The sequence below is a fragment of the Micromonospora sp. NPDC023737 genome (assembly GCF_040639715.1).
GTDB lineage: Bacteria > Actinomycetota > Actinomycetes > Mycobacteriales > Micromonosporaceae > Micromonospora.
Genome location: NZ_JBFAAL010000001.1, coordinates 598,921 through 619,460 on the forward strand (window position 1 = coordinate 598,921; position 20,540 = coordinate 619,460).

A 20,540-nucleotide genomic window follows, 5' to 3' on the forward strand; every position below is an offset into this window, starting at 1 on the left:
GCTCATTCGACACCGTCCCCGCGCCGCAGCCGGCGGCGCGCCGGCTCCGGGTCGACCTGCTCCGGATCGGCGTCCGCCCCCTCTCCGCCGAGGTCCACGGTGGCCGCCTCGTCGCGCTCGGCGCGGCGGACGATGTGCCGGTCCTCGATGTCGTCCGGCACCTCGTCGTCACCGGTCAGGTACCAGCTGCGGTATCCGACCGCGAGCAGGAACGCGGTCAGCCCGAAGGTGATCACGATCGAGGTGAGCACCATGGCCTGTGGCAGGGTGTCGCTCATGTCCTCGACCGGGCCGGTGCCGACCACCGGGGCCACGCCGGGCCGACCGCCCAGCATGATCAGCAGGTTGACCCCGTTACCCAGCAGGATGATGCCGAGCAGGATCCGGGTCAGGCTCCGCTCCAGCAGCAGATTCACGCCGCAACCGACGAGCACGCCGACGATGATCACCAGCACCAGCGTGGGGCCCGGCTCGCCGCCGGTCACGTGCCCTCCTCCCGCTCGACGGCGAGCCCCCGGGCGCCGCCGCCGGCCGCCTCGATGTGCCGGTCCACCTCGGCGCCCAGGCTGCGCAGGATGTCCAGCATCAGCCCGACCACCACCAGGTAGACGCCGATGTCGAAGAAGAGCGAGGTGACCAGGTAGAAGTCGCCGATTCCGGGCAGGTACAGGTCGACGCGGGCGCTCTGCAGCACCGAGCCGCCGGCCAGCAGCGAGACCACCCCGGTGCCGACCGAGACGGCCAGCCCCGCGCCGAGCACGGTGCCGGCGCCGATGGGCGCGGCCTCGGCCAGCTCGTACCGGCCGCCGGCCAGGTAGCGGACGACCAGGGCGAGGCTCGCCACCAGGCCCCCGGAGAAGCCGCCGCCCGGCGCGTTGTGGCCGGAGAAGAGCAGGAACAGCGAGAACAGCACCACGGTGTGGAAGATCAGGCGCGTCACCACCTCCAGCACGATCGAACGCTGCCGTTCCGCCAGGCGGGCACCGCCGCGCAGCCAGATCGGGCGGCCGGGCCGCTGCGCCCGGGCGCCCCGCTGCTCACGGCGAGGCCGGGGCCCGGTGCGCGAGCGCTCGAAGGCCAGGCTGGCCACCCCGGTCGCGGCCACCACGAGCACCGCCATCTCGCCCATCGTGTCCCAGGCCCGGATGTCGACCAGGGTCACGTTGACCACGTTGCGGCCGTAGCCCTCGGCGACCGCCAGGTCGGGGAAGGCCGCCGAGATGGTGGGCGCACCGCGGGCGCTCGCCGCGACCAGTGCGAGGCCGGCGGCCACCAGTCCGACCGCCGCGCCGATGGCCCGGCGTAGCCACCGGCTGCGGCGCAGTGGCCGGGCCGAGAAGCGGGTCGGCAGCCGACGTAGCACCAGGACGAAGACCGCGATGGTCGCGGTCTCCACCAGGAACTGGGTCAGCGCCAGATCGGGTGCACCGTAGAGGACGAAGAGCATTGCGGTGCCGTATCCGGTGACCCCGACCAGCAGCATCGCGGTCAACCGATTGCGGGCGCCCACCGCTAGCACCGCCGCGACCCCGAGCACCACGGCGACGACTAGTTGCAGCGGGGTGTCCCAAAGGACGATCCGTTCGCCCCACGGCCGGGCCGCGAACATCGCGCCGCCGGGCAGCACGACGAGGACGATCAGGATGGTGCCGAGGTACTGCGGGAGGGAGCCGCGCTGCGTGGCTCCGGTGACCTCGACGGCGAACCGGTCGAAGCGGCCGATCACCCATTCGTATCCGGGGTTGCCGCCGACGGGTGCGCGCAGCCGGGCCAGCAGCGGGGCCAGCGGACCCCGCAACGCGAAGAGCGCGCCGCCGGCGACCAGCACCAGCGCCGACAGACCGAGTGCCGGGGTCAGGCCGGGCCAGAGCGCCAGGTGCGTGTGGGCCGCGCCGGCCAACTCGGCGTACGGACGGAACACGACGTCCAGGCCACCGGCGAGGGGACCGGCGACCAGTCCCGCGACGGCGAGCAGGGCGGGGGGCACCAGCAGCGGCGCGGCGATCCGGTTGAGCTGGGCGGGCGCCACCCCGGGTCGGTCGGCGAAGGCGCCCCACAGGAAGCGCGCGCTGTAGGCGACGGTGAGGACGGTGCCGGCCACCAGTCCGGCGAGGATCACCGGCTGGTCGGTGAACGCGGCGAAGGCCGCCTCCTTGGCCACGAACCCGACCAGCGGGGGAATCCCGGCCATGGATGCCGCCGCGAGCAGCGCCACGACGAACAGCGGGGTGGCGCCGTGCCGCAGCCCGGACAGTTCGCGTAGGTCCCGGGTGCCGGCACCGTGATCGATCACGCCGACGACCAGGAAGAGTGCCGCCTTGAACAAGGCGTGCGCGAGCAGCATGGCGAGCCCCGCCAGTGCGGCGTCCGGGGTGCCCGCCCCGGTCAGCACCACCAGCAGGCCGAGCTGGCTGACCGTGCCGTACGCCAGCAGCAGCTTCAGATCGGTCTGCCGCAGCGCCGCCCAGCCACCGACGATCATGGTGGCCAGACCCGTGACGAGCACCACCGGACGCCACGGCCCGACGGTGGCGAGCACCGGCGCGATCAGCCCGATGAGGTAGATGCCGGCCTTGACCATGGCCGCCGCGTGCAGGTACGCGCTCACCGGCGTGGGCGCCGCCATCGCCACGGGCAGCCAGGAGCTGAACGGCAGCACGGCCGACTTGGACAGTGCGCCGGCGAGGATCAGCAGCACGGCGGTGACCAGGTAGCCGCCGCCCGGCAGTGACCCGGCGGCGATCTCCGACCACCGGTAGGTGCCGGCGTGCTCGCCGAGCAGGATGAAGCCGACCAGCATGGCCAACCCGCCCAGGGTGGTGACCATCAGCGCCTGGGCCGCCGCCCACCGGCTGGACCGACGTTCGGTGCTGTGCCCGATCAGCAGGTAGGAGAAGATCGTGGTCAGTTCCCAGCCGACGTAGAGCAGCAGCAGGTCGTCGGCGAGGACGACGCAGAGCATCGCCCCGGCGAACGCGACCAGCACGGCGGTGAACCGGGCCAGCCCGAGTGAGCCGGGGCTGAAGTACCGGGCGCAGTAGATCAGCACGAGGGTGCCGACCGCGCCGACCAGCAGGGTCATCAGCCAGTTGAGCGTGCCGAGCCGGAAGGCGAGGTCGAGCCCGAGCTGCCCGATCCACGGGTACGTCTCGACCACTGCCCGGCCGTCGCGGACCGTCGGGGTCTGCGCGAGCGCCCAGCCGAACGCGGCGGCCGGCGCGAGAGCCAACGGGTAGCAGGCGCGTGCCCCCCACCACCGGACGAGCAGCGGCGCGAGGAGTGCCGCCACGAAGTGGAGGATCAGCAGTACGAGCACCCGCACTCCCGGTCGAGGTGGCAGCGGCGGACGCCTCCGGCGGGTCGGCGCCTAGCTGTGATCAGACGCCAGTTCTGCGCTCTCCGGGGGGATTTACGCAAAGTCACGCGCATTGTCCGTGTTCCGGGGCCTACCGCCTGCACCCCTGCCCGAACCCGGCCGCCCCGACCTCGCCAACCGACCAGCCCGACCGAACCGGGCCGACCTGCCCGACCCAACTGGCCCGACCTGCCCGACCCAACTGGCCCGGCCTGCCCGGCCCCACTGGCCCGACCCGCCCGACCCCACTCGCCCGACCCGCCCTACCCCACTGGCCCGGCCCGCCCGACCCCACTCGCCCGACCCGCCCTACCCAACCGTCCCGGCCCGCCCGACCCGCCCTACCCAACCGTCCCGGCTCGCCCGACCTGGCCCGCCCGGCTCCGGTCCGGATCGGTCCGCCCGGGTCCGCACGGCCCGCCCGGTTCAGTCTCTGGCGATGATCGACTCGGCTTCCTTGATGTCGGGGTGTCCATGACGTGTGGATGCCCCGACATCAAGGAAGCCGAGTTGACCTTGAACTCCGTCAGCGCGCGCCGCCACGGACAACCGGCGCAACCAACCAAGCCCGCCCCGGCATGAACGCAACCGCCGCGGCCACCACCAGGGCGCCGAGCGCACCCGGGCCACGGCCGCACACGTGCCAAGCGGGCCGGCCGCACACGCGTCGAGCGGCGCGGCCCCACACGCGTCGAGCGGCGCGGCCCCACACGTGCCAAGCGGGCGCGGCCCCACGTGCCAAGCGGGCGCGGCCGCACACGTGCCAAACGGGCGCGGCCCCACACGTGCCAAACGGGCGCGGCCGCGGACTCAGCCGGCGACGACGCGGGCGGCGGGACCCGGGTCGGTGGCCCGCACCGACCCGGCGGGGTACGGCTCGGGGCCGGTCCGATCCTCGATCGCCGGCTCGGCCAGCAGGTCGGCGCGCCCGAGCTGCCGGGCAACCCGCTGCACCACCCGCTCGGCGGCGGCCAGCGAGCGCACCGACAGCAGGCGGCCCCGGCTCTCGCGGCGGAGCACGAAGTAGTGCACGGCGGCGCGGACCTGTCCGCGGTCGGCTGCGCTGGCGTGCGCGGTGGAGACGACCAGCTCCCGCAGACAGCGGCCCAGCCGCTCGGCGAGTTCCAGCTCGGGGCCGCGCAATCCGGCGCGGACCGCGGCGAGATGACTGTCGACCTTGCGGATGAGCACGTCGCTGCCGGGCTCGATGTTCCGCTGCTCGACGGCCATCCGATCCCCTCCACCCTTACCGCGTCGCGAGTGAAGTTACTTTATGTTGTGCTGCACAAGCAAGCAGTTAAGTGAGACTTAATACGTCAAGTGTCATATCCACGGTTGAAGGTTTTATAGACGGACATACCTTCCGCTCGTCGACGCGGGTAGTCGCAGGCGCGCGGCAGTATGGATGGGTGGCGGATGTGGCAGCCGGCCCCGAGGCGGGCGGCATGGATGTGCTGGGCGGATTCGGCCCGGCGACGCGGGAGTGGTTCACTGCCGCCTTCGCCGCGCCCACCGCCGCCCAGACCGGGGCCTGGCGCGCGATCTCCGCCGGCCGCAACGCGCTCGTGGTGGCGCCGACCGGCTCCGGCAAGACACTCGCCGCCTTCCTCTGGTCGCTGGACAGGCTGGCCCGCGAGCCGGCTCCGGCAGACGCCCGGCAGCGGTGCCGGGTGCTCTACGTGAGCCCGCTCAAGGCGCTCGCCGTCGACGTGGAGCGCAACCTGCGCGCGCCGCTCGCCGGTATGCGCCAGGCGGCCACGCGGCTCGGCGTCGCGCCGCCCGAGATCACCGTCGGGATGCGCACCGGCGACACCCCGGCCGACGAACGGCGGGCCTTCGCACGCACCCCACCGGACATCCTCATCACCACACCGGAGTCGCTCTTCCTGCTGCTCACCTCCGCCGCCCGCGACTCGCTGCGCGGCGTGCAGACGGTCATCGTCGACGAGGTGCACGCGGTGGCCGGCAGCAAGCGCGGCGCCCATCTCGCGCTCTCCCTGGAACGACTCGACGAGCTGCTGCCCGCACCGGCTCAGCGGATCGGCCTCTCCGCCACCGTCCGTCCGATCGACGGCTGCGCCCGGTTCCTCGGCGGCGCCCGGCCGGTCGACGTGGTCCAGCCGGCCACCGCGAAGACCATCGAGGTCACCGTCCAGGTTCCGGTCGAGGACATGACCCGGCTCGACGAGCAGGAGCAGCCCCTCGATGACGAGCTGGGCGGGCCGGGTCCGCGCCGCGCGTCGATCTGGCCGGCCGTCGAGGAACGGGTCTACTCCCTGATCCGGGCACACCGGTCGACCATCGTCTTCACGAACTCCCGGCGCAGCGCCGAGCGACTCTGCGCCCGGCTCAACGAACTGGCCGCCGAGGAGCTGACCGCCGGGCCCGACGGCGTACGCGACACGGAGGCGTACGCCGTCGGGCCGCTGCGGGCACCCCGACCGCCGGCCGAGGTGATGGCCCAGTCCGGCGCCGCGGTCGGGGCCGCACCGGTGATCGCCCGGGCCCACCACGGCAGCGTCTCCCGCGAGGAGCGCAAGCACATCGAGGAGTCGCTCAAGTCGGGGCAGCTGCCCGCCGTGGTCGCCACCTCCAGCCTCGAACTCGGCATCGACATGGGCGCGGTCGACCTCGTCGTGCAGATCGAGGCACCGCCCAGCGTCGCCGCCGGGCTCCAGCGCGTCGGCCGCGCCGGGCACCAGGTCGGCGCGGTCTCCCGCGGGGTGGTGTTCCCGAAGCACCGTGGCGACCTGCTCTCCTGCGCCGTGGTCGCGGAGCGGATGGGGGCGGGCGCGATCGAGGAGTTGCACTTCCCGCGCAACCCGCTCGACGTGCTGGCTCAGCAGATCGTCGCGATGGTGGCGCTCGAGCCGTGGGGGGTCGGCGACCTGGCCGCCGTGGTCCGCCGGGCGGCGCCCTTCGCCGAGCTGCCCGACTCCGCCCTGCACGCGGTGCTCGACATGCTCTCCGGCCGCTACCCGTCGACCGCCTTCGCCGAGCTGCGCCCCCGGCTGGTCTGGGACCGGGCCACCGATCTGCTCACCGGCCGACCCGGAGCGCAGCGGCTCGCGGTGACCAGCGGCGGCACCATTCCCGACCGAGGTCTCTTCGGTGTCTTCCTGGCCGGGGCCGAGCGCGCCGCCCGGGTCGGCGAGCTCGACGAGGAGATGGTCTACGAGTCGCGGGTCGGTGACGTCTTCCTGCTCGGCTCCTCCTCCTGGCGGATCGAGGAGATCACCCCCGACCGGGTGCTGGTCTCCCCCGCGCCCGGGCAGGCCGCCCGGATGCCGTTCTGGAAGGGCGACACCGTGGGCCGGCCGGTCGAGCTGGGCCGGGCCATCGGGGCCCGGGTGCGTGCCCTGCTCCGGCAGAGCGACGAGGCGGCGACCGCCGCCCTGCGCGCCGGTGGGCTCGACGACTGGGCCGCCGGCAATCTGATGGCCTACCTGCGTGAACAGCGCGCGGCCACCCGGTCCCTGCCGGACGACCGCACGATCGTCGTCGAGCGGTTCCGCGACGAGCTGGGTGACTGGCGCCTCGCGGTGCACAGCGTGCTGGGTGCTCGGGTCAACGCACCCTGGGCGCTGGCCATCGGGCGGCGGCTGACCGAACGCTACGGGGTGGACGCCCAGGTGATGCCCTCCGACGACGGGATCGTCGTACGCCTGCCGGACACCGTCGACGAGCCGCCCGGCGCCGACGTGGTCGCCTTCGAGCCCGACGAGATCGCCCAGCTCGTGGAGGAGTCGGTCGGCACCTCCGCGCTGTTCGCCGCCCGGTTCCGCGAGTGCGCGGCCCGGTCGCTGCTGTTGCCCCGCCGCGACCCCCGCCGCCGGCAGCCGCTCTGGCAGCAACGCCAGCGCGCCGCCCAGCTGCTCGACGTCGCCCGGGAGTACGCCGAGTTCCCGGTCACCCTGGAAGCGGCCCGGGAGTGCCTGCAGGACGTCTTCGACCAGCCGGCACTGGCCGGGATGATGCGCGACCTGGCCGCCCGCCGGGTCCGCCTGGTCGAGGTGGAGACCAGCCAGCCGTCGCCGTTCGCCCGCTCGCTGCTCTTCGGGTACGTCGGCGCCTTCCTCTACGAGGGCGACGCCCCGCTCGCCGAGCGGCGGGCCGCCGCGCTGGCGCTGGACTCGGCGCTCCTCGGTGAGCTGCTCGGCCGGGTCGACCTGCGGGAGCTGCTGGACCCGACGGTCCTCGCCGAGTCGGAACGGCAGCTGCGCTGGCTGACCGAGCAGCGCCGCCCACGCGACGCCGAGGACGTGGTCGAGCTGCTGCGCGTGCTCGGCGACCTCAACGCGTCCGAGCTGGCCGAGCGAGGGGTACCGGCCGGCTGGCTCACCGAGTTGGAGGCGGCTCGCCGGGTGCTGCGCGTACGTATCGGCGGGGAGGAACGCTGGGTCGGTGTCGAGGACGCGGCCCGGCTGCGCGACGCGCTCGGCGTGGCACTGCCGGTCGGCGTGGCCGAGGCGTACCTCGCTCCGGTCTCCGACCCGCTCGGCGATCTCGTCGCCCGGTACGCCCGCACCCACGGGCCGTTCGCGGCGGCCAGCTGTGCCGCCCGGTTCGGCCTCGGCGTCTTCGTGGTGGAGCAGACGCTGCGCCGGCTCGCCGCCACCGGCCGGGTGGTCTCCGGCGAGTTCACCCCGGACACCGTCGGCACGCAGTGGTGCGACGCCGAGGTGTTACGGCTGCTGCGCCGTCGTTCCCTGGCCGCGCTGCGCCGGGAGATCGAACCGGTGCCGCCGCGGGCGCTCGCCGCATTCCTGCCCCGCTGGCAGCAGGTCGGCTCGTCCGCCCGGGGCGTGGAGGCGCTGGCGGCGGCGGTGGAGCAGTTGCAGGGCACGGCGGTGCCGGCGTCCGCGCTGGAACGACTGGTGCTGCCGGGCCGGGTCGCCGACTACTCGCCCGCTCAGCTCGACGAGCTCTGCGCCAGCGGCGAGGTGGTCTGGGCGGGCTCCGGAGCGATCTCCGGCGGGGACGGCTGGGTCACCCTCGCGTACGCGGATGCCGCTCCGCTGCTGCTTCCCCCGCCGGACGAGGCGCTGACGCCGACGCCGCTGCACGAGGCGGTGCTCGACGCCCTCTCCGACGGACAGGCGCTGTTCTTCCGCGGGCTCGCCGACCGCGTCGGCTCGACCGACGACACCGCGCTGGCCGCCGCCATCTGGGACCTGGTCTGGGCCGGCCACCTCACCAACGACACGCTGGCTCCGCTGCGGGCGGTGCTCGGCGCCGGCGGAGCACACCGCTCCCGGCCGTCGGCGCCACGCACCCGCTACCGTCGTCCCGGCCGGGTGGCGCTACCCACCCGCAGCGGCCCACCGACCGTGGCCGGGCGCTGGTCCCGCCTCCCGGACCGGGACACCGACCCGACCCGCCGGGCGGCGGCGCTGGCCGATTTGCTGCTGGAGCGGCACGGCGTACTCACCCGGGGCGCGGTCGTGGCCGAGCAGGTGGTCGGCGGCTTCGCCGCGGTCTACCCGGTGTTGTCCGCGCTGGAGGAACGCGGCGCGGCTCGGCGCGGCTACTTCGTCGAGGGGCTGGGCGCGGCGCAGTTCGCGGTGCCCGGAGCGGTGGAGCGGATCCGGGCGTTGGCCGAGCCGGCCGACGGGTTCCGGGGCCCCGGCGGACCCACCCTGGTGCTCGCCGCCACCGATCCGGCCAACCCGTACGGGGCCGCGCTGCCCTGGCCCGACCGTGCGATCGACTCGGGCGACGGCGACACCCCGGCGACCGGGCACCGGGCCGGCCGCAAGGCGGGCGCCCTGGTCGTCCTGGTCGCCGGCGACCTGGTGCTCTATGTGGAGCGGGGCGGGCGGACCGTGCTCTCCTTCACGGACGACGCCGACGTGCTCGCCGCGGCTGGTAAGGCGCTGGCCGACGCGGTGCACTCCGGCGCGCTCGGGGCCATCTCGGTGGAGCGGGCCGACGGTGAGGCGGTGCACGCCTCACCGCTGCGCGACGCGTTGACCGCCGCCGGTTTCCGGGCCACCCCCCGCGGCCTGCGCCTACGCGGCTAGGCCGTGGCTGGCGCGGGGCGCGGCCGTCGACGCCGGCTGATGGCGGCGGGCCGGCCGCGCGGCCGTGCGCCGGCGCGGGGCGTGGTCGTTCAGCCGAGGCCGGCGAGCACCTTCTCGTAGCGGGGGCGGTCGGCGGCCGGAGTACGCGTCGCCAGATAGTTGAGCACCACCGCACCCCGCCGGTACGACTGTCCGCTCCAGATGTCGGCGATGTCGCTCGCGCTGATCTCGTCCGGGAAGACGTACACCGTCACGGCATCCGTGGCGATGATCTCCGAGCAGCCCAGCCCGAGTCCGTCCGGCCCACAGTCGACCGACAGGTCACGGGGGTTGGGCACCTTCAGGCCGGCGGCCCGGAACGCGTCGACCACCTGCTTCGCGCCGGGAGCACCCGCTGGGCGGCGCGGCAGCACCACCGGTGGCGGGCTGGCCGGTCGGCGCTCGGTGGGCTCCTGCACGGCCGGGGCGTCGTCGGCCGGTGGAACCACCGGAGTCGCAGGACCGGAGCTGGACCCGGCGACGGGCGCACCGGTGCGGGGCGGTGAGACCACCGGGGACGGGCTGGTGGTCGGGGTGCTGGACGCTACGGCAGCGGCCGTGGGCCGTTCCGCGTCGCCGCATCCGGCGGTGAGGGCGACAGCCACGACGAGCACCGCGACCGCGGGCATTCTCCGATGTGTCACCAGGGCAGTCTCTCCAATCCGGCCGGACGGTGGGAGTGGCCGGTCGGCCAGTGCCGCTGTCCCATATCCGGCAGGAGGAGTCGCTCGGTGCGCCGCCAGGGCTCGCGACCGCGAAACTCGCGCGCCATCTCCGCGCCGCCCCGCTACCGTCGCCCGTCGACGCGGACAACCGGCGCGTCGGGCCGACGCGGACAACCGGCCCGACACGCTCAGCCGGGCCGACGGGGCCAACGGGCGGACGAGGGCGACGCGGACAACCGGGCCGACGGGCGGACGGCGCGACGCGGACAACCGGCCTGATGGGCGGACGGGGCGACGCGGGCCGACGGGCGGACGAGGGCGGACGGCGGACGAGGGTCGACGAGAGCCGACGAGGAGTTACGGCATGGGCCGGATCACGGTACGGGCGGCGGAGCCGGGAGACCGGGCGAAGGTGGACGCGCTGCACGAGCGGGAGTGGGGCGGCCCGTACGTCATCGCTCACGACACCCGGTACGACCTGCGTACGCTGCCGACGCTGGTGGCCGTGGACGGCGCCGCCGCCGTGGTCGGTGCGCTCGCCTACCGGTGTGACGCCGAGGGACTGGAGGTGGTGAGCCTGGTGGCCGCCGTACCCGGCGGAGGGGCCGGCACCACTCTGCTGGAGGCGGCCGCGTCGACGGCGCGGGCGGCGGGCCTGCACCGGCTCTGGCTGATCACCACCAACGACAACCTGCGGGCGCTGCGTTTCTACCAGCGGCGCGGCCTGCGCCTGGTCGGGGTGGATCCGGGGGCGGTGGACCGGGCGCGCCGCCTGAAGCCGGAGATCCCGTTCGTCGGCGAGGACGGCATCCCGCTGCACGACGAGCTGACCCTGGAGTTGCGTACCGCCGCTGGACGCTAGCCGGCGCGACGGGGTTGGGCACAACCCGGTTCGCTGACCCGGGGCGACGGTTAGCCTGCGAGCCATGCCCGCCACGCCCTGGATCTCCCTGACCACCGACTACGGCCTGACCGACGGCTTCGTGGCCGCCTGCCACGGGGTGATCGCCCGGATCGCCCCGGCCGCCCGGGTGATCGACGTGACCCACCTGGTCCCACCCGCCGACGTGCGCCGCGGGGCGGCCGTACTCGCCCAGACCGTTGCGTACCTGCCGGTCGGGGTGCACGTGGCGGTGGTCGACCCGGGTGTCGGCACCGCACGTCGAGGCGTCGCCCTGGCCACGCCGGGCGGGCTGCTGGTCGGACCGGACAACGGGCTGCTGCCCGACGCCGCCGACGCGCTGGGCGGGGTCACCGGCGCCGTCGAGCTGACCAACCCGGCCTGGCTGGCTCGGCGGGTGTCCGGCACGTTCCACGGCCGGGACGTCTTCTCGCCGGTCGCGGCCCGGCTTGCGCTCGGCGCGCCGCTGGCCGAGGCCGGGCCCGCGATCGATCCGGCCGGGCTGGTCCGGCTGCCCGAGCCGATCGTGGCGGCGGATCCCGCCGGCTTCACCGCCGAGGTGTTGACCGTGGATCACTTCGGCAACGTGCAGCTCGCCGCCACGGCCGAGCTGCTGGGGGAGCTCCCCCCGATGGTGCGGGTGACCGCGCCGGCCACCCCGCCGCTGCCGGCGCCGGAGCCGGTCGAGGACGGCGCGCCGGGGCGTACGGCGGTGCGCGGGCGGACGTTCGGTGACGCCCGGCCGGGCGAACTGGTGGTGCATCCCGACTCGGCCGACCGGGTGGCCGTGTCGGTCAACGGCGGCCGGGCGGTCGACCGGCTGGGCGTACGCCCGGGTGACCTGGTCCGGATCAGCGGCTGACGGCGGATCCGGCGTCAGCCGGCTCGACCTTCCCGCGCCGGCTCCGCCGACGGGGCCCGGGCCGGGGCACACGGTCCCGGCCCGGGGCCGTGGTCAGCAGCGCGGCACGGTGCCGCCGTAGACGGCGGAGATGTACGCGTTGCTGACGTACTGGCCGGTGGCGAGGCGGTCCCACCGGTTGGTGGTGCGGAACGGACCGGCGACGGTCTGCCCGGTCGCGTAGCACTGGATCGGCACATTGGCGTAGCGGGCGGCGAGCCCGCGGGAGGGGTACGTGGTGCTCGCACCGGTACGGATGTTGAGCGGCCCGTCACCGACGACGCCGTGCGGACCGGAGCCGGTCCAGAGGTAGGCCACGTCCACCCACGCGTTCGTGGTGAGCAGCAGCCCGTCCCAGAAGGTCCCGTCGGCCAGGTCGATGCCGGCCGAGTTGAGCACCACCCGGCCGAACTGGTCCCGCCCGCCGTTGTAGCCGTCCTGGTAGGCGGCCTGGGCCTGCGGTCGGCCCTGCGGCAGGTTCTTCCAGTTCTCCCGTACGGCGCTCGGGTTCCAGTAGTCGTCCCGGGTGTTCCACGGTCCGACGTCCCAGACCGGTGCGTACGTGCAGCGGCTGCCGCTGGTGGTGCAGACCCGGGCGGTGTAGTCGCCGGTGTTGTTCGGGGCGAGCCCGCGACGGGACGGCAACGCCACGAAGTGGTCCCGTGGCTGGATGATCCGCCCGTTCGCGGTCACCTCGCCGACCAGGCCGATCCGGGTGGCGAAGACACGATAGGTACGGCCCGGGCTGGCGGCCGTGACCGCCGCGACCGCGTCGGCGGTGAGTCGTACGGCGCGGACCGTGACGACGGCTCGGGAGTCGCGGGCGGTGAGGACCAGCCGGGTCTGCACCTGTGTGACAGGTTGGTCGAAGACGGCCGTGGTGGCACGCCACTCGGTCCAGCCCCCGCTCGTGCGCCAGCCGCGCACGTGGGTCTCCAGCGTGGCGCCCGGCGTGACCTGTGCGGCGACGTCGGCGCGGATCCGGGTGGCCGGCCTGGGCAGGGTGCGCGGCGCGCTGTGGAGGATGCCCTCGGCGACGCCGCCTGGGCTGTGGGCGGGCCGCGCGGCGCTCGGCCGGGCGTCGTGCAGGCGGAGTCCGGCCGAGGTGGATCGGACGTTCGCGTCGTCGCCGTCGACGGCGGAGAGGTCGATGCTCCACTGCTGGCCGCCCGTCGTGGGAGCGCCGTCCGTCGTGGGAGCGGAGAAGGCGGTGGCGAGTGGTGGAGCGGCCGGCACCGGACCGGCGGCGGGCACGAGCGCGGCGGTGAGGGCGACGATCAGCGAGGCGAGGAGGACGGGTCGGAGGTGACGATGATGATGTCTCATGGGCAAACTCCTCAGAACTCCCTGATAGTGCCCATGTCAGGAGATCAAGCGTAAGCACAGTACAAATAGCGATACACACGAATCCGGCTCGGCCGAGGGAGAATGGCAGGATGCCCGAAGGCGACACCGTCTGGAACACCGCCCGCGTCCTGCACCGGGCGTTGGCCGGCGCGACGCTGACGGCGAGCGAGTTCCGGGTGCCGCAGCTCGCCACAACCGACCTGGCCGGGTGGACCGTGCGCGAGTCGGTCGCCCGCGGCAAGCACCTGCTGCTCCGGCTCGACGCCCCGGCGGGCGGTGACCCCGCCCCGACCGCCCGGCCCGCCGGCACGAACGCCGTCGCACCGGGCGCCACGACGGACGCCGGGGAGGCTCCCGGAGCACGCTGGACGCTTCACTCGCACCTGCGGATGGACGGCGCGTGGCGGGCGTACACGCCGGGGGAACGCTGGGCCGCGCGCCCGGGTCACCTGATCCGGGTGGTGCTGCGCAGCGCGGACGCCGTGGCCGTCGGTTACCACCTGCACGAGTTGGCGCTGGTGCCCACCGTGGAGGAGGAGCGTCTGGTCGGCCACCTCGGCCCGGACCTGCTCGGTTCGGACTGGGATCCGGCCGAGGCGGTACGGCGGTTGGCCGCCCACCCCGACACGCCCGTCGCCGAGGCCCTGCTCGACCAGCGCAACCTGGCCGGGGTGGGCAACCTCTACAAGTGCGAGCTGCTCTTCCTGCGCGGCGTCTCGCCGTGGACGCCCGTACGCGCGGTGCCCGACCTGCCCGGCCTGGTGGCCCTCGCGCAGCGGCTGCTCGCCGCCAACCGGGGGCGCTGGACGCAGAGCAGCACCGGCTCGCTGCACCGGGGGCAGACCACCTACGTGTACGGCCGGCGAGCCCAGCCGTGCCGCCGGTGCGGCACGGCGATTCGCAAGGAGGAGTTGGGCGAGCGGGTCACCTACTGGTGCCCGGTCTGCCAGCCCGACCCGGCCCGTTGATGGGCCGACCGCGGCGCCGGCGAGCTTGCCCGACCGCCCAGCCGGGCCCTGACCTGCCCGTCCGCCCGGCGGAGCCCGGAGCGGAACATCCGGCCGAAGCCGTACCACCCGCTGCCCAGATTGGGACGATTGGGTAATTCCTAACCCGACCCCGACGTCGCATGCTGCGATTGGACGTTCACCAGACGTCAGCAGAGCCGGCCCGACCGGATCCGCCACGCCGGGGTGGCGGCGGTCGTGCCCCGAGCCCGGGGAGAGCCATGGCGATGTTCCGCAGACTCCGGACCACGTGGGCGGACCGCGTGATGCGCGGCGGCAACGGCCGTTCCGCCGACGGCGGACAGGCGGCGACCGTGCCGGCGGCTCGGGCCGCCGAGGAGACGGTCGAGGCCGCACCGGCCAGCCTGGATCCCGCCGCCGTTCCGCGTTACTTCGGTCCGGTGCCGAACTTCGCCCGCAGCCCGCTGCCGGCCTGCGACGCCGACGGCCGGGTGCTGCCCGGGACCGGGCTGCGCAAGTTCGTCGACGCGTTGCCCGGACCGGGTCCGCTCGGCCGCACCCAACTGGGTGGGTATCTGCCGGTGGCGGTGCCGGACACCATCACGTATCCGGGCTGCGACTATTACGAGATCGGCCTCCAGCAGTACGCGCAGCGGCTGCACCGGGACCTGCCCGCCACCCGCCTGCGGGGCTACCGGCAGCTCAACCTCGGCACCGACGAGTCCGGGCACAACACGGTGGCACCCCCCGGCCGCCCCTGGCACCTCGGCCCGCTGATCCGTGCCCGGCGCGGCCGGCCGGTGCGGATCAAATTCATCAACCAGCTGCCCACCGGCCGCTCCGGCGAACTCTTCCTGCCGGTCGACGAGACGCTCGGGGGAGCCGGCATCGGTCCGCTGGACGGCCCGGCGCCGTACCCGCAGAACCGGGCGGTGCTGCACCTCGCGGGCGCGCAGACCGGCTGGATCAGCGCGGGCAACCCGTTGCAGTGGGTCACCCCGGCCGGCGAGATCACCCCGTACCCGACGGGAGTCGGCCTGCACCACGTGCCGGACATGCCGCCGCCCGGAATCGGTGCCACCACGCTCTACTACCCGAACGAGCAGAGCGGGCGGCTGATGTGGTTCCACGACAACACGCTCGGCCTGTCCCGGCTGACCGTCTACTCAGGGCAGATCGCGCTCTACCTGCTCACCGATCCGGTGGAGGAGCAGCTCGTGGTCGACGGGGTGCTTCCCGGCGACGAGCTGCCACTGGTGATCCAGGACAAGACGTTCGTGCCGGACGACACCCAACTCGCCGAGGAGGACCCGACCTGGGACCGGGACCGCTGGGGAGCGCGGGGCAGCCTCTGGTTTCCGCACGTCTACCAACCCCGGCAGAATCCGTACCACAGCGAGGGGATCAACCCGACCGGACGTTGGGACTACGGACCCTGGTCGCGTACCGCCGACGGGGACCCCGACCGCGACGGCGGCCCGGGCCCCGTGCCGAACCCGCACCACGATCCGGTCGCCGCGGCCGAGGAGCCGCCGCTGGCCCCGGGAGTGCCACATCCGAGCGCGGTTCCCGAGGCGTTCGGCGACACCCCGCTGGTCAACGGCGTCGCCTACCCCTACCTGGAGGTGGAGCCGCGGGCGTACCGGTTCCGAATCCTCAACGCCTGCCTGGACCGGGGTCTCAACCTCCAGCTCTACCGGGCCGTCTCGGACGCTCCGATGTGGGACGACGAGGGAAACCTGCTCGACGCCGACGCGGGTGAGGTGCCGATGGTGCCGGCGGCAAGAGCCTCCGGCCGGCCCGTGGACTGGCCGGCCGACGGACGCGACGGAGGGGTGCCCGACCCGCGCGCGGCCGGCCCGGAGCTGATCCAGGTCGGCAACGACGGTGGCCTGCTGCCCGCGCCGGTGGTGATCCGCAACCGTCCGGTCGGCTACCGGTACGACCGGCGCGACCCGACCGTGCTCAACGTCGACGGACACGCGCTGCTGCTCGCTCCCGGTGAACGTGCCGACGTGGTGGTGGACTTCTCCACCGTGCCACCGGGCGGCACGCTGATCCTCTACAACGACTGCCCCGCTCCGCTGCCCGGCTACGACCCCCGCTACGACCACCACACCGACGCGCCCGACCGCACCGCCGAGGGCGGCTCACCCCCCACCCGCCCCGGGTACGGCCCGAACACCCGCACGCTGCTCCAGTTCCGCGTACGCGGCGCCCCGGCGGCGCCGTACGACCTGACCCGGCTGCGCGAGCGGCTGCCCCGGGCGTACGCGGCCAGCCAGCGTCCGCCGATCGTGCCGCACCCGGCGTACGACGCGGCGATCGGTACCCGGACGCCGCGCGAGACGGTGGTCCCGGTGCACGCCGCGAGCGTCACGTTCACCCCGGCCGGCGGTGCCGTCCCGGTCGCGGTGCCGATCACGGTCAAGGCCGTGCAGCAGGTCTTCGAGCCCGGGCACGGTCGGGCCGCCGTCCGTCTCGGCGTCGCCCACCCGCACGCCGGGCCGCTCGCCCCCGCCACCCTGCCGCTCGGCCCCGGCGACCCGGCGACCGAGATCCTCTTCGCGGCCGACCCGGCGGTGCCGATCGGCGCCCCCGCCGACGGCACACAGGTCTGGCGGATCGTGGGCAACAGCCGGCAGACCGAGGCACTGCGCCTGGACGGCTGTGACCTCCAGGTGATCAACCGGGTCGGCTGGGACGGCACGATCCGCCCACCGGCGCCCGGTGAGCTGGGCTGGAAGGAGGTCATCCGGGTCAACCCCCGCGAGGACGTCGTCGTCGCGTTGCGCCCGGTCGCTCCGGCCCTGCCGTTCAAGATCGGTGACAGCGTCCGGCTGCTCGACCCGACCCGGCCGGCCGGCACCCGGACCGGCTCGACCCCGGTCAGTCCGTTCGACGGCCGGCCCGCCCTGGTCGTGAACCAGCTGGTGAACCTCGGCTGGGAGTACCGCTGGCACAGCCAGCTCGGCGGCCACCGCGACCTGGGCACGAACCGCCCGCTCGTGCTTCGGGTGTCGCCCAAGGCGCCCACCGGGCTGACCGCCACCCCGGCGCCGGGCTCGGCCACCGCGCTGCCCGCCATCACGCTCGCCTGGACCGGCAACGGCGGTCGCCCGCCGGCCACCAGTCACCTGCTGCAACGGGCGACCGACGCGTCCTTCACCACCGGGCTCACCACGATCACCGTGGCGGCCACCGCCACCCGGTACACCGACGCCACGGTCACCCCGGGGGTCACGTACCACTACCGGATCCGGGCGGAGAACGCCGTCAGCTGCTCGTCCTGGTCGAACAGCGTGCCCGCCTCGGTGCAGCTCACCGCACCGGCCGGGCTGACCGCGGCGGTCCCGCCGGCCGCCCCGCTGCGGGTCGCGTTGCGCTGGTCGAACCGATCCTTCGCCACCGGCATCGACGTACAGCGGGCCACCAATCCCACCTTCACCAGCGGCCCGGCCACCACCGCCGTCGGGGTCGGCGACAACCACCTGGATCCGGCGGTCGCACCGAACACCACGTACTACTACCGGGTGCGGACCACCTATCTGGGCGCCGCCTCGCCATGGTCGACGGTGGGCACGGTGACCACCCCGCCGGCTCCGGCGACGCCCGGCGCGGTGACCGTCACCGCCAGCGCACCGGAACCCGACACCGCGACGGTGGTCCTGGGCTGGTCACCGGGGACCGCGCCGGGGCCGGGTGCCGGGTTCAGCGTCCAGCGCGCCCTCGACCGGGAGTTCAGCCGCGAGGTCGCCACGTTCACGGTCACCGGACGGAGCTTCACCAACACGGGACTGGCCCGTGGCGTCACCTACCACTACCGGGTCCGCGCCTTCAACGTGGTCGGCAGCTCCCCCTTCACTCCCCCGACAACAATCACCACCCCGCCCTGACCCCCATCCTCACCTCACCGGTGGCCGCACTTTCACGGAAAGAGTGGCTATTCCGCGCGGAATAGCCACTCTTTCCGTGAACGAGTGCCCGAGCGACGGCGGAGGGGTGGGGTTAGGGGCGGGGGGTGGGGGTGCGGAGTTCGGCGAGCGCGCCGGCGACGCCGTGCAGCAGGTCGGTCGCCTCGGTCAGCCGTGCCGCGGCCGGGTGCGGAGCATCGGGCCGGGCATCCTCGGCGACGTAACCGGCCGCGGCGACCACGAGCCGCTCGTACGCGGCCACCCCGCTCTCCAGTTGCTCGGTGAGGACCCGGTGCGTGTCGGCCAGGGGGGCCCGCGCGTCGACCGGCGCGAGCCGGAGCGCCCTTTCTACGCTCGCCACCCGGTGGGCGAGTTCCCGCAGCGAATGGTCGGCGACGTCGGCCTCCCGCAGGGCCGGCTCGGCCAGCCCGGTCAACCGCTGCCGCATGCCGGAGAGGGTGAGCCCCGCCCGGTCCAGCCGGGTCCAGGGCTCGGCCGCGCTGGTGCCGCGCAACGCCACCCTTGCGCGGACACGACGTACCTCGGCGACCACACCGGATCCGGCCGGCAGCCGCTCGACGGCGGCGACCAGCCGGGCCGCGGATCGGGCGGCGGCCTCGGCCGGGTCGACCGGCGGAGGCGCCGGCTGGGCGGCGAGAGCCCGCAGGTCGATCCAGCGCCACGCGGCGAGGGCCACCGCACTGCCCGCCGCGCCGGCCCAGGCCGCGTCCAGCAGCCCGAGACCGGCGTACGGGGTGAGGACGGCAGCCGCGCCGCCGAGGCCACCGGCCAGCACGCTCCACCGTCGTGCCGACCGGCGAAGTCGGGCCAGCCGCCGGAAGTAGCGCGTACGCTCGTCTGCCACCCTGCCTCCTCTGGCCGGCCGCTCAGCCGGCGGCGGTGGTGTCCCCGGTGCCGCGCTCGCGGGCCATGGTCGCGCGGAGTTCGTCGAGGCGGGCAGCGGCGGCCGGGTCGGCCGCCGGAGCAGCGGGCTGCTCGCCGCCCTGCCGCTGCTGCACACCGAGTTGCTCACCGGCCATGCTGGACCGGATCTGCTCCAGCCGCGCCGAGCCGGCCGAGTCGAGAGTCGCCTTCTGGATCTCCAGCATCCGGCCCTCGGTCGAGTTGCCGGCCAGCTCGGCGCGGCCCATCGCGTTGGCGTACCGGCGCTCGATCCGATCGCGGACCTCGTCGAGCGAGGGGGTGGTGCCCGGCGCCGTGAGCGCCGACATCGACTCCAGCGAGCGGGCCACGCCCTCCTGCATCTTCGCCTGCTCCAGCTGGCTGAGCAGCCGGGTGCGCTCGGCGAGACGCTGCTGGAGGATCATCGAGTTGTTCTCCACCGCACGGCGCGCCTGCGCTGCGGCGGCGAGCGCCTGATCGTGCAGGGTCTTCAGATCCTCGGCGGACTGCTCCGCGGAGACGAGCTGGGTGGCCAGGGTCTGCGCGGTCTGCTCGTACCGCCCCGCCTCGGCCTCGTCGCCCCGGGCGCGGGCCTGATCGGAGAGCACGAGCGCCTGGCGGGCGTTGGCCTGGAGGCGCTCGACCTCGGACATCTGCCGGGAGAGCTTCATCTCCAGCTGGCGCTGGTTGCCGATCACCGCGGCGGCCTGCTGCACGAGCGCCTGGTGCTGGCGCTGCGCCTCCTCGATCGCCTGCTGGATCTGGACCTTCGGATCGGCGTGCTCATCGATCCGGGCGCCGAAGAGCGCCATCAGGTACTTCCACCCCTTGACGAACGGGTTCGCCATCTCCGCGGTATCCCCTCAGTAGCGTCGCTTCGCCTGCACGAGCCGGACGGAACGACGGACCACCGGCGCGGCAGCTTCCCCATCGTCTCAGCCGGGCACCAGACCGGCACCCGTACCGGCAAGCAGGCGACCGACACCGTCTGCGATCAACCCTACGCGGAGGGAGCGAGAGCGGCTACGGCTGCGAAGGAGACTCAGGCAGCGCAGACCACGTCACGGTCGCGCTCCGTGGCGCGGACCCGGGTGCTGCGCAGAGTGGCCTTGAGCGGCGACTCCTGGCGTACGGAGACGGCGACCGTGCCGTCGGAGCTGACCTGGCGAACGGCTCGACCAGTGGCCTTGGCGGCCGGAGCCGACGACACCGGGGTGGACCCGGCCGGCTCGTCCTGTACGGGCACCAGCACGTTCGGCATCTGCTCGGCGAGCGCGACAGTGTCGCTCACCTCGCGCAGCAGCTCGGACAGGCGCGCGCCCAGCGCGTCGCAGATCGCGGCCAGCAGCTCGCTGGACGGCTCCTTCTGGCCACGCTCGATCTCGGAGAGGTATCCGAGGCTGACGTTGGCGGCGGAGGAAACCTCGCGCAGGGTGCGGTGCTGCCCCTGCCGGCGTGCCCGCAATGCGTCACCGACCACTCGGCGTAGCAGGACCATCGCACCTCCCCCTCTCCGACCGCATT

General features: G+C 74.3%; 13 protein-coding genes. 5 read left to right on the top strand and 8 right to left on the bottom strand.

What is annotated here, in order from left to right; genetic code table 11:
* Nucleotides 1–2: 2 nt before the first annotated feature.
* From AB0F98_RS02665 to AB0F98_RS02675, 3 genes are all read right to left on the bottom strand, one after another.
* On the bottom strand, nt 3–485 hold the full coding sequence (locus tag AB0F98_RS02665) for a Na(+)/H(+) antiporter subunit C (RefSeq protein ID WP_357727558.1): 483 nt from the start codon (nt 483–485) through the stop codon (nt 3–5).
* Nucleotides 482–3,316 (bottom strand): Na+/H+ antiporter subunit A, encoded by a 2,835-nt coding sequence (locus AB0F98_RS02670; protein WP_357727561.1) that lies wholly within the window; start codon nt 3,314–3,316, stop codon nt 482–484. Before AB0F98_RS02670 ends, AB0F98_RS02665 begins: the two co-directional genes overlap by 4 nt.
* Nucleotides 3,317–4,165: 849 nt before the next feature.
* Nucleotides 4,166–4,585 (bottom strand): hypothetical protein, encoded by a 420-nt coding sequence (locus AB0F98_RS02675; protein ID WP_357727563.1) that lies wholly within the window; start codon nt 4,583–4,585, stop codon nt 4,166–4,168.
* Nucleotides 4,586–4,800: 215 nt separating this feature from the next.
* Here AB0F98_RS02675 and AB0F98_RS02680 point away from each other — a divergent pair, with 215 nt between their 5' ends.
* On the top strand, nt 4,801–9,378 hold the full coding sequence (locus AB0F98_RS02680) for an ATP-dependent helicase (protein ID WP_357729023.1): 4,578 nt from the start codon (nt 4,801–4,803) through the stop codon (nt 9,376–9,378).
* 89 nt (nt 9,379–9,467) lie between these two features.
* On the opposite strand, the gene AB0F98_RS02685 is transcribed toward AB0F98_RS02680, so the two are convergent.
* Complete coding sequence (locus AB0F98_RS02685; RefSeq protein WP_357727566.1) at nt 9,468–10,061, bottom strand: hypothetical protein; 594 nt, start codon at nt 10,059–10,061, stop codon at nt 9,468–9,470.
* Between the two features lie 385 nt (nt 10,062–10,446).
* On the opposite strand from AB0F98_RS02685, the gene AB0F98_RS02690 reads away from it, so the two are divergent.
* A complete protein-coding gene (locus AB0F98_RS02690; RefSeq protein ID WP_357727569.1) occupies nt 10,447–10,944 on the top strand; it encodes a GNAT family N-acetyltransferase in 498 nt (165 codons plus the stop codon).
* Between the two features lie 64 nt (nt 10,945–11,008).
* On the top strand, nt 11,009–11,845 hold the full coding sequence (locus tag AB0F98_RS02695; protein WP_357727572.1) for an SAM-dependent chlorinase/fluorinase: 837 nt from the start codon (nt 11,009–11,011) through the stop codon (nt 11,843–11,845).
* Between the two features lie 93 nt (nt 11,846–11,938).
* Here AB0F98_RS02695 and AB0F98_RS02700 read toward each other — a convergent pair whose 3' ends face one another.
* Nucleotides 11,939–13,210 (bottom strand): hypothetical protein, encoded by a 1,272-nt coding sequence (locus AB0F98_RS02700; RefSeq protein ID WP_357727575.1) that lies wholly within the window; start codon nt 13,208–13,210, stop codon nt 11,939–11,941.
* Between the two features lie 110 nt (nt 13,211–13,320).
* On the opposite strand from AB0F98_RS02700, the gene AB0F98_RS02705 reads away from it, so the two are divergent.
* The gene (locus tag AB0F98_RS02705) at nt 13,321–14,199 is read left to right on the top strand and encodes a zinc finger domain-containing protein (protein ID WP_357727578.1); all 879 of its coding nucleotides are present in this window, start codon (nt 13,321–13,323) and stop codon (nt 14,197–14,199) included.
* A gap of 260 nt (nt 14,200–14,459) precedes the next feature.
* Nucleotides 14,460–18,095 carry a hypothetical protein gene (locus AB0F98_RS02710; RefSeq protein WP_357727581.1) on the top strand — a complete coding sequence of 1,212 codons (3,636 nt, stop codon included), beginning with the start codon at nt 14,460–14,462 and terminating at the stop codon, nt 18,093–18,095.
* Between the two features lie 112 nt (nt 18,096–18,207).
* Here AB0F98_RS02710 and AB0F98_RS02715 read toward each other — a convergent pair whose 3' ends face one another.
* The 3 genes from AB0F98_RS02715 to AB0F98_RS02725 form a co-directional block, all read right to left on the bottom strand.
* The gene (locus AB0F98_RS02715; RefSeq protein WP_357727584.1) at nt 18,208–18,978 is read right to left on the bottom strand and encodes a hypothetical protein; all 771 of its coding nucleotides are present in this window, start codon (nt 18,976–18,978) and stop codon (nt 18,208–18,210) included.
* A gap of 22 nt (nt 18,979–19,000) precedes the next feature.
* Entirely contained in the window at nt 19,001–19,864 is an 864-nt protein-coding gene (locus AB0F98_RS02720; RefSeq protein WP_357727587.1) for a PspA/IM30 family protein, read from the bottom strand.
* Between the two features lie 194 nt (nt 19,865–20,058).
* Nucleotides 20,059–20,514: a helix-turn-helix transcriptional regulator gene (locus AB0F98_RS02725; protein WP_357727590.1), complete on the bottom strand. Its 456-nt coding sequence runs from the start codon at nt 20,512–20,514 to the stop codon at nt 20,059–20,061.
* Nucleotides 20,515–20,540 lie beyond the last annotated feature (26 nt).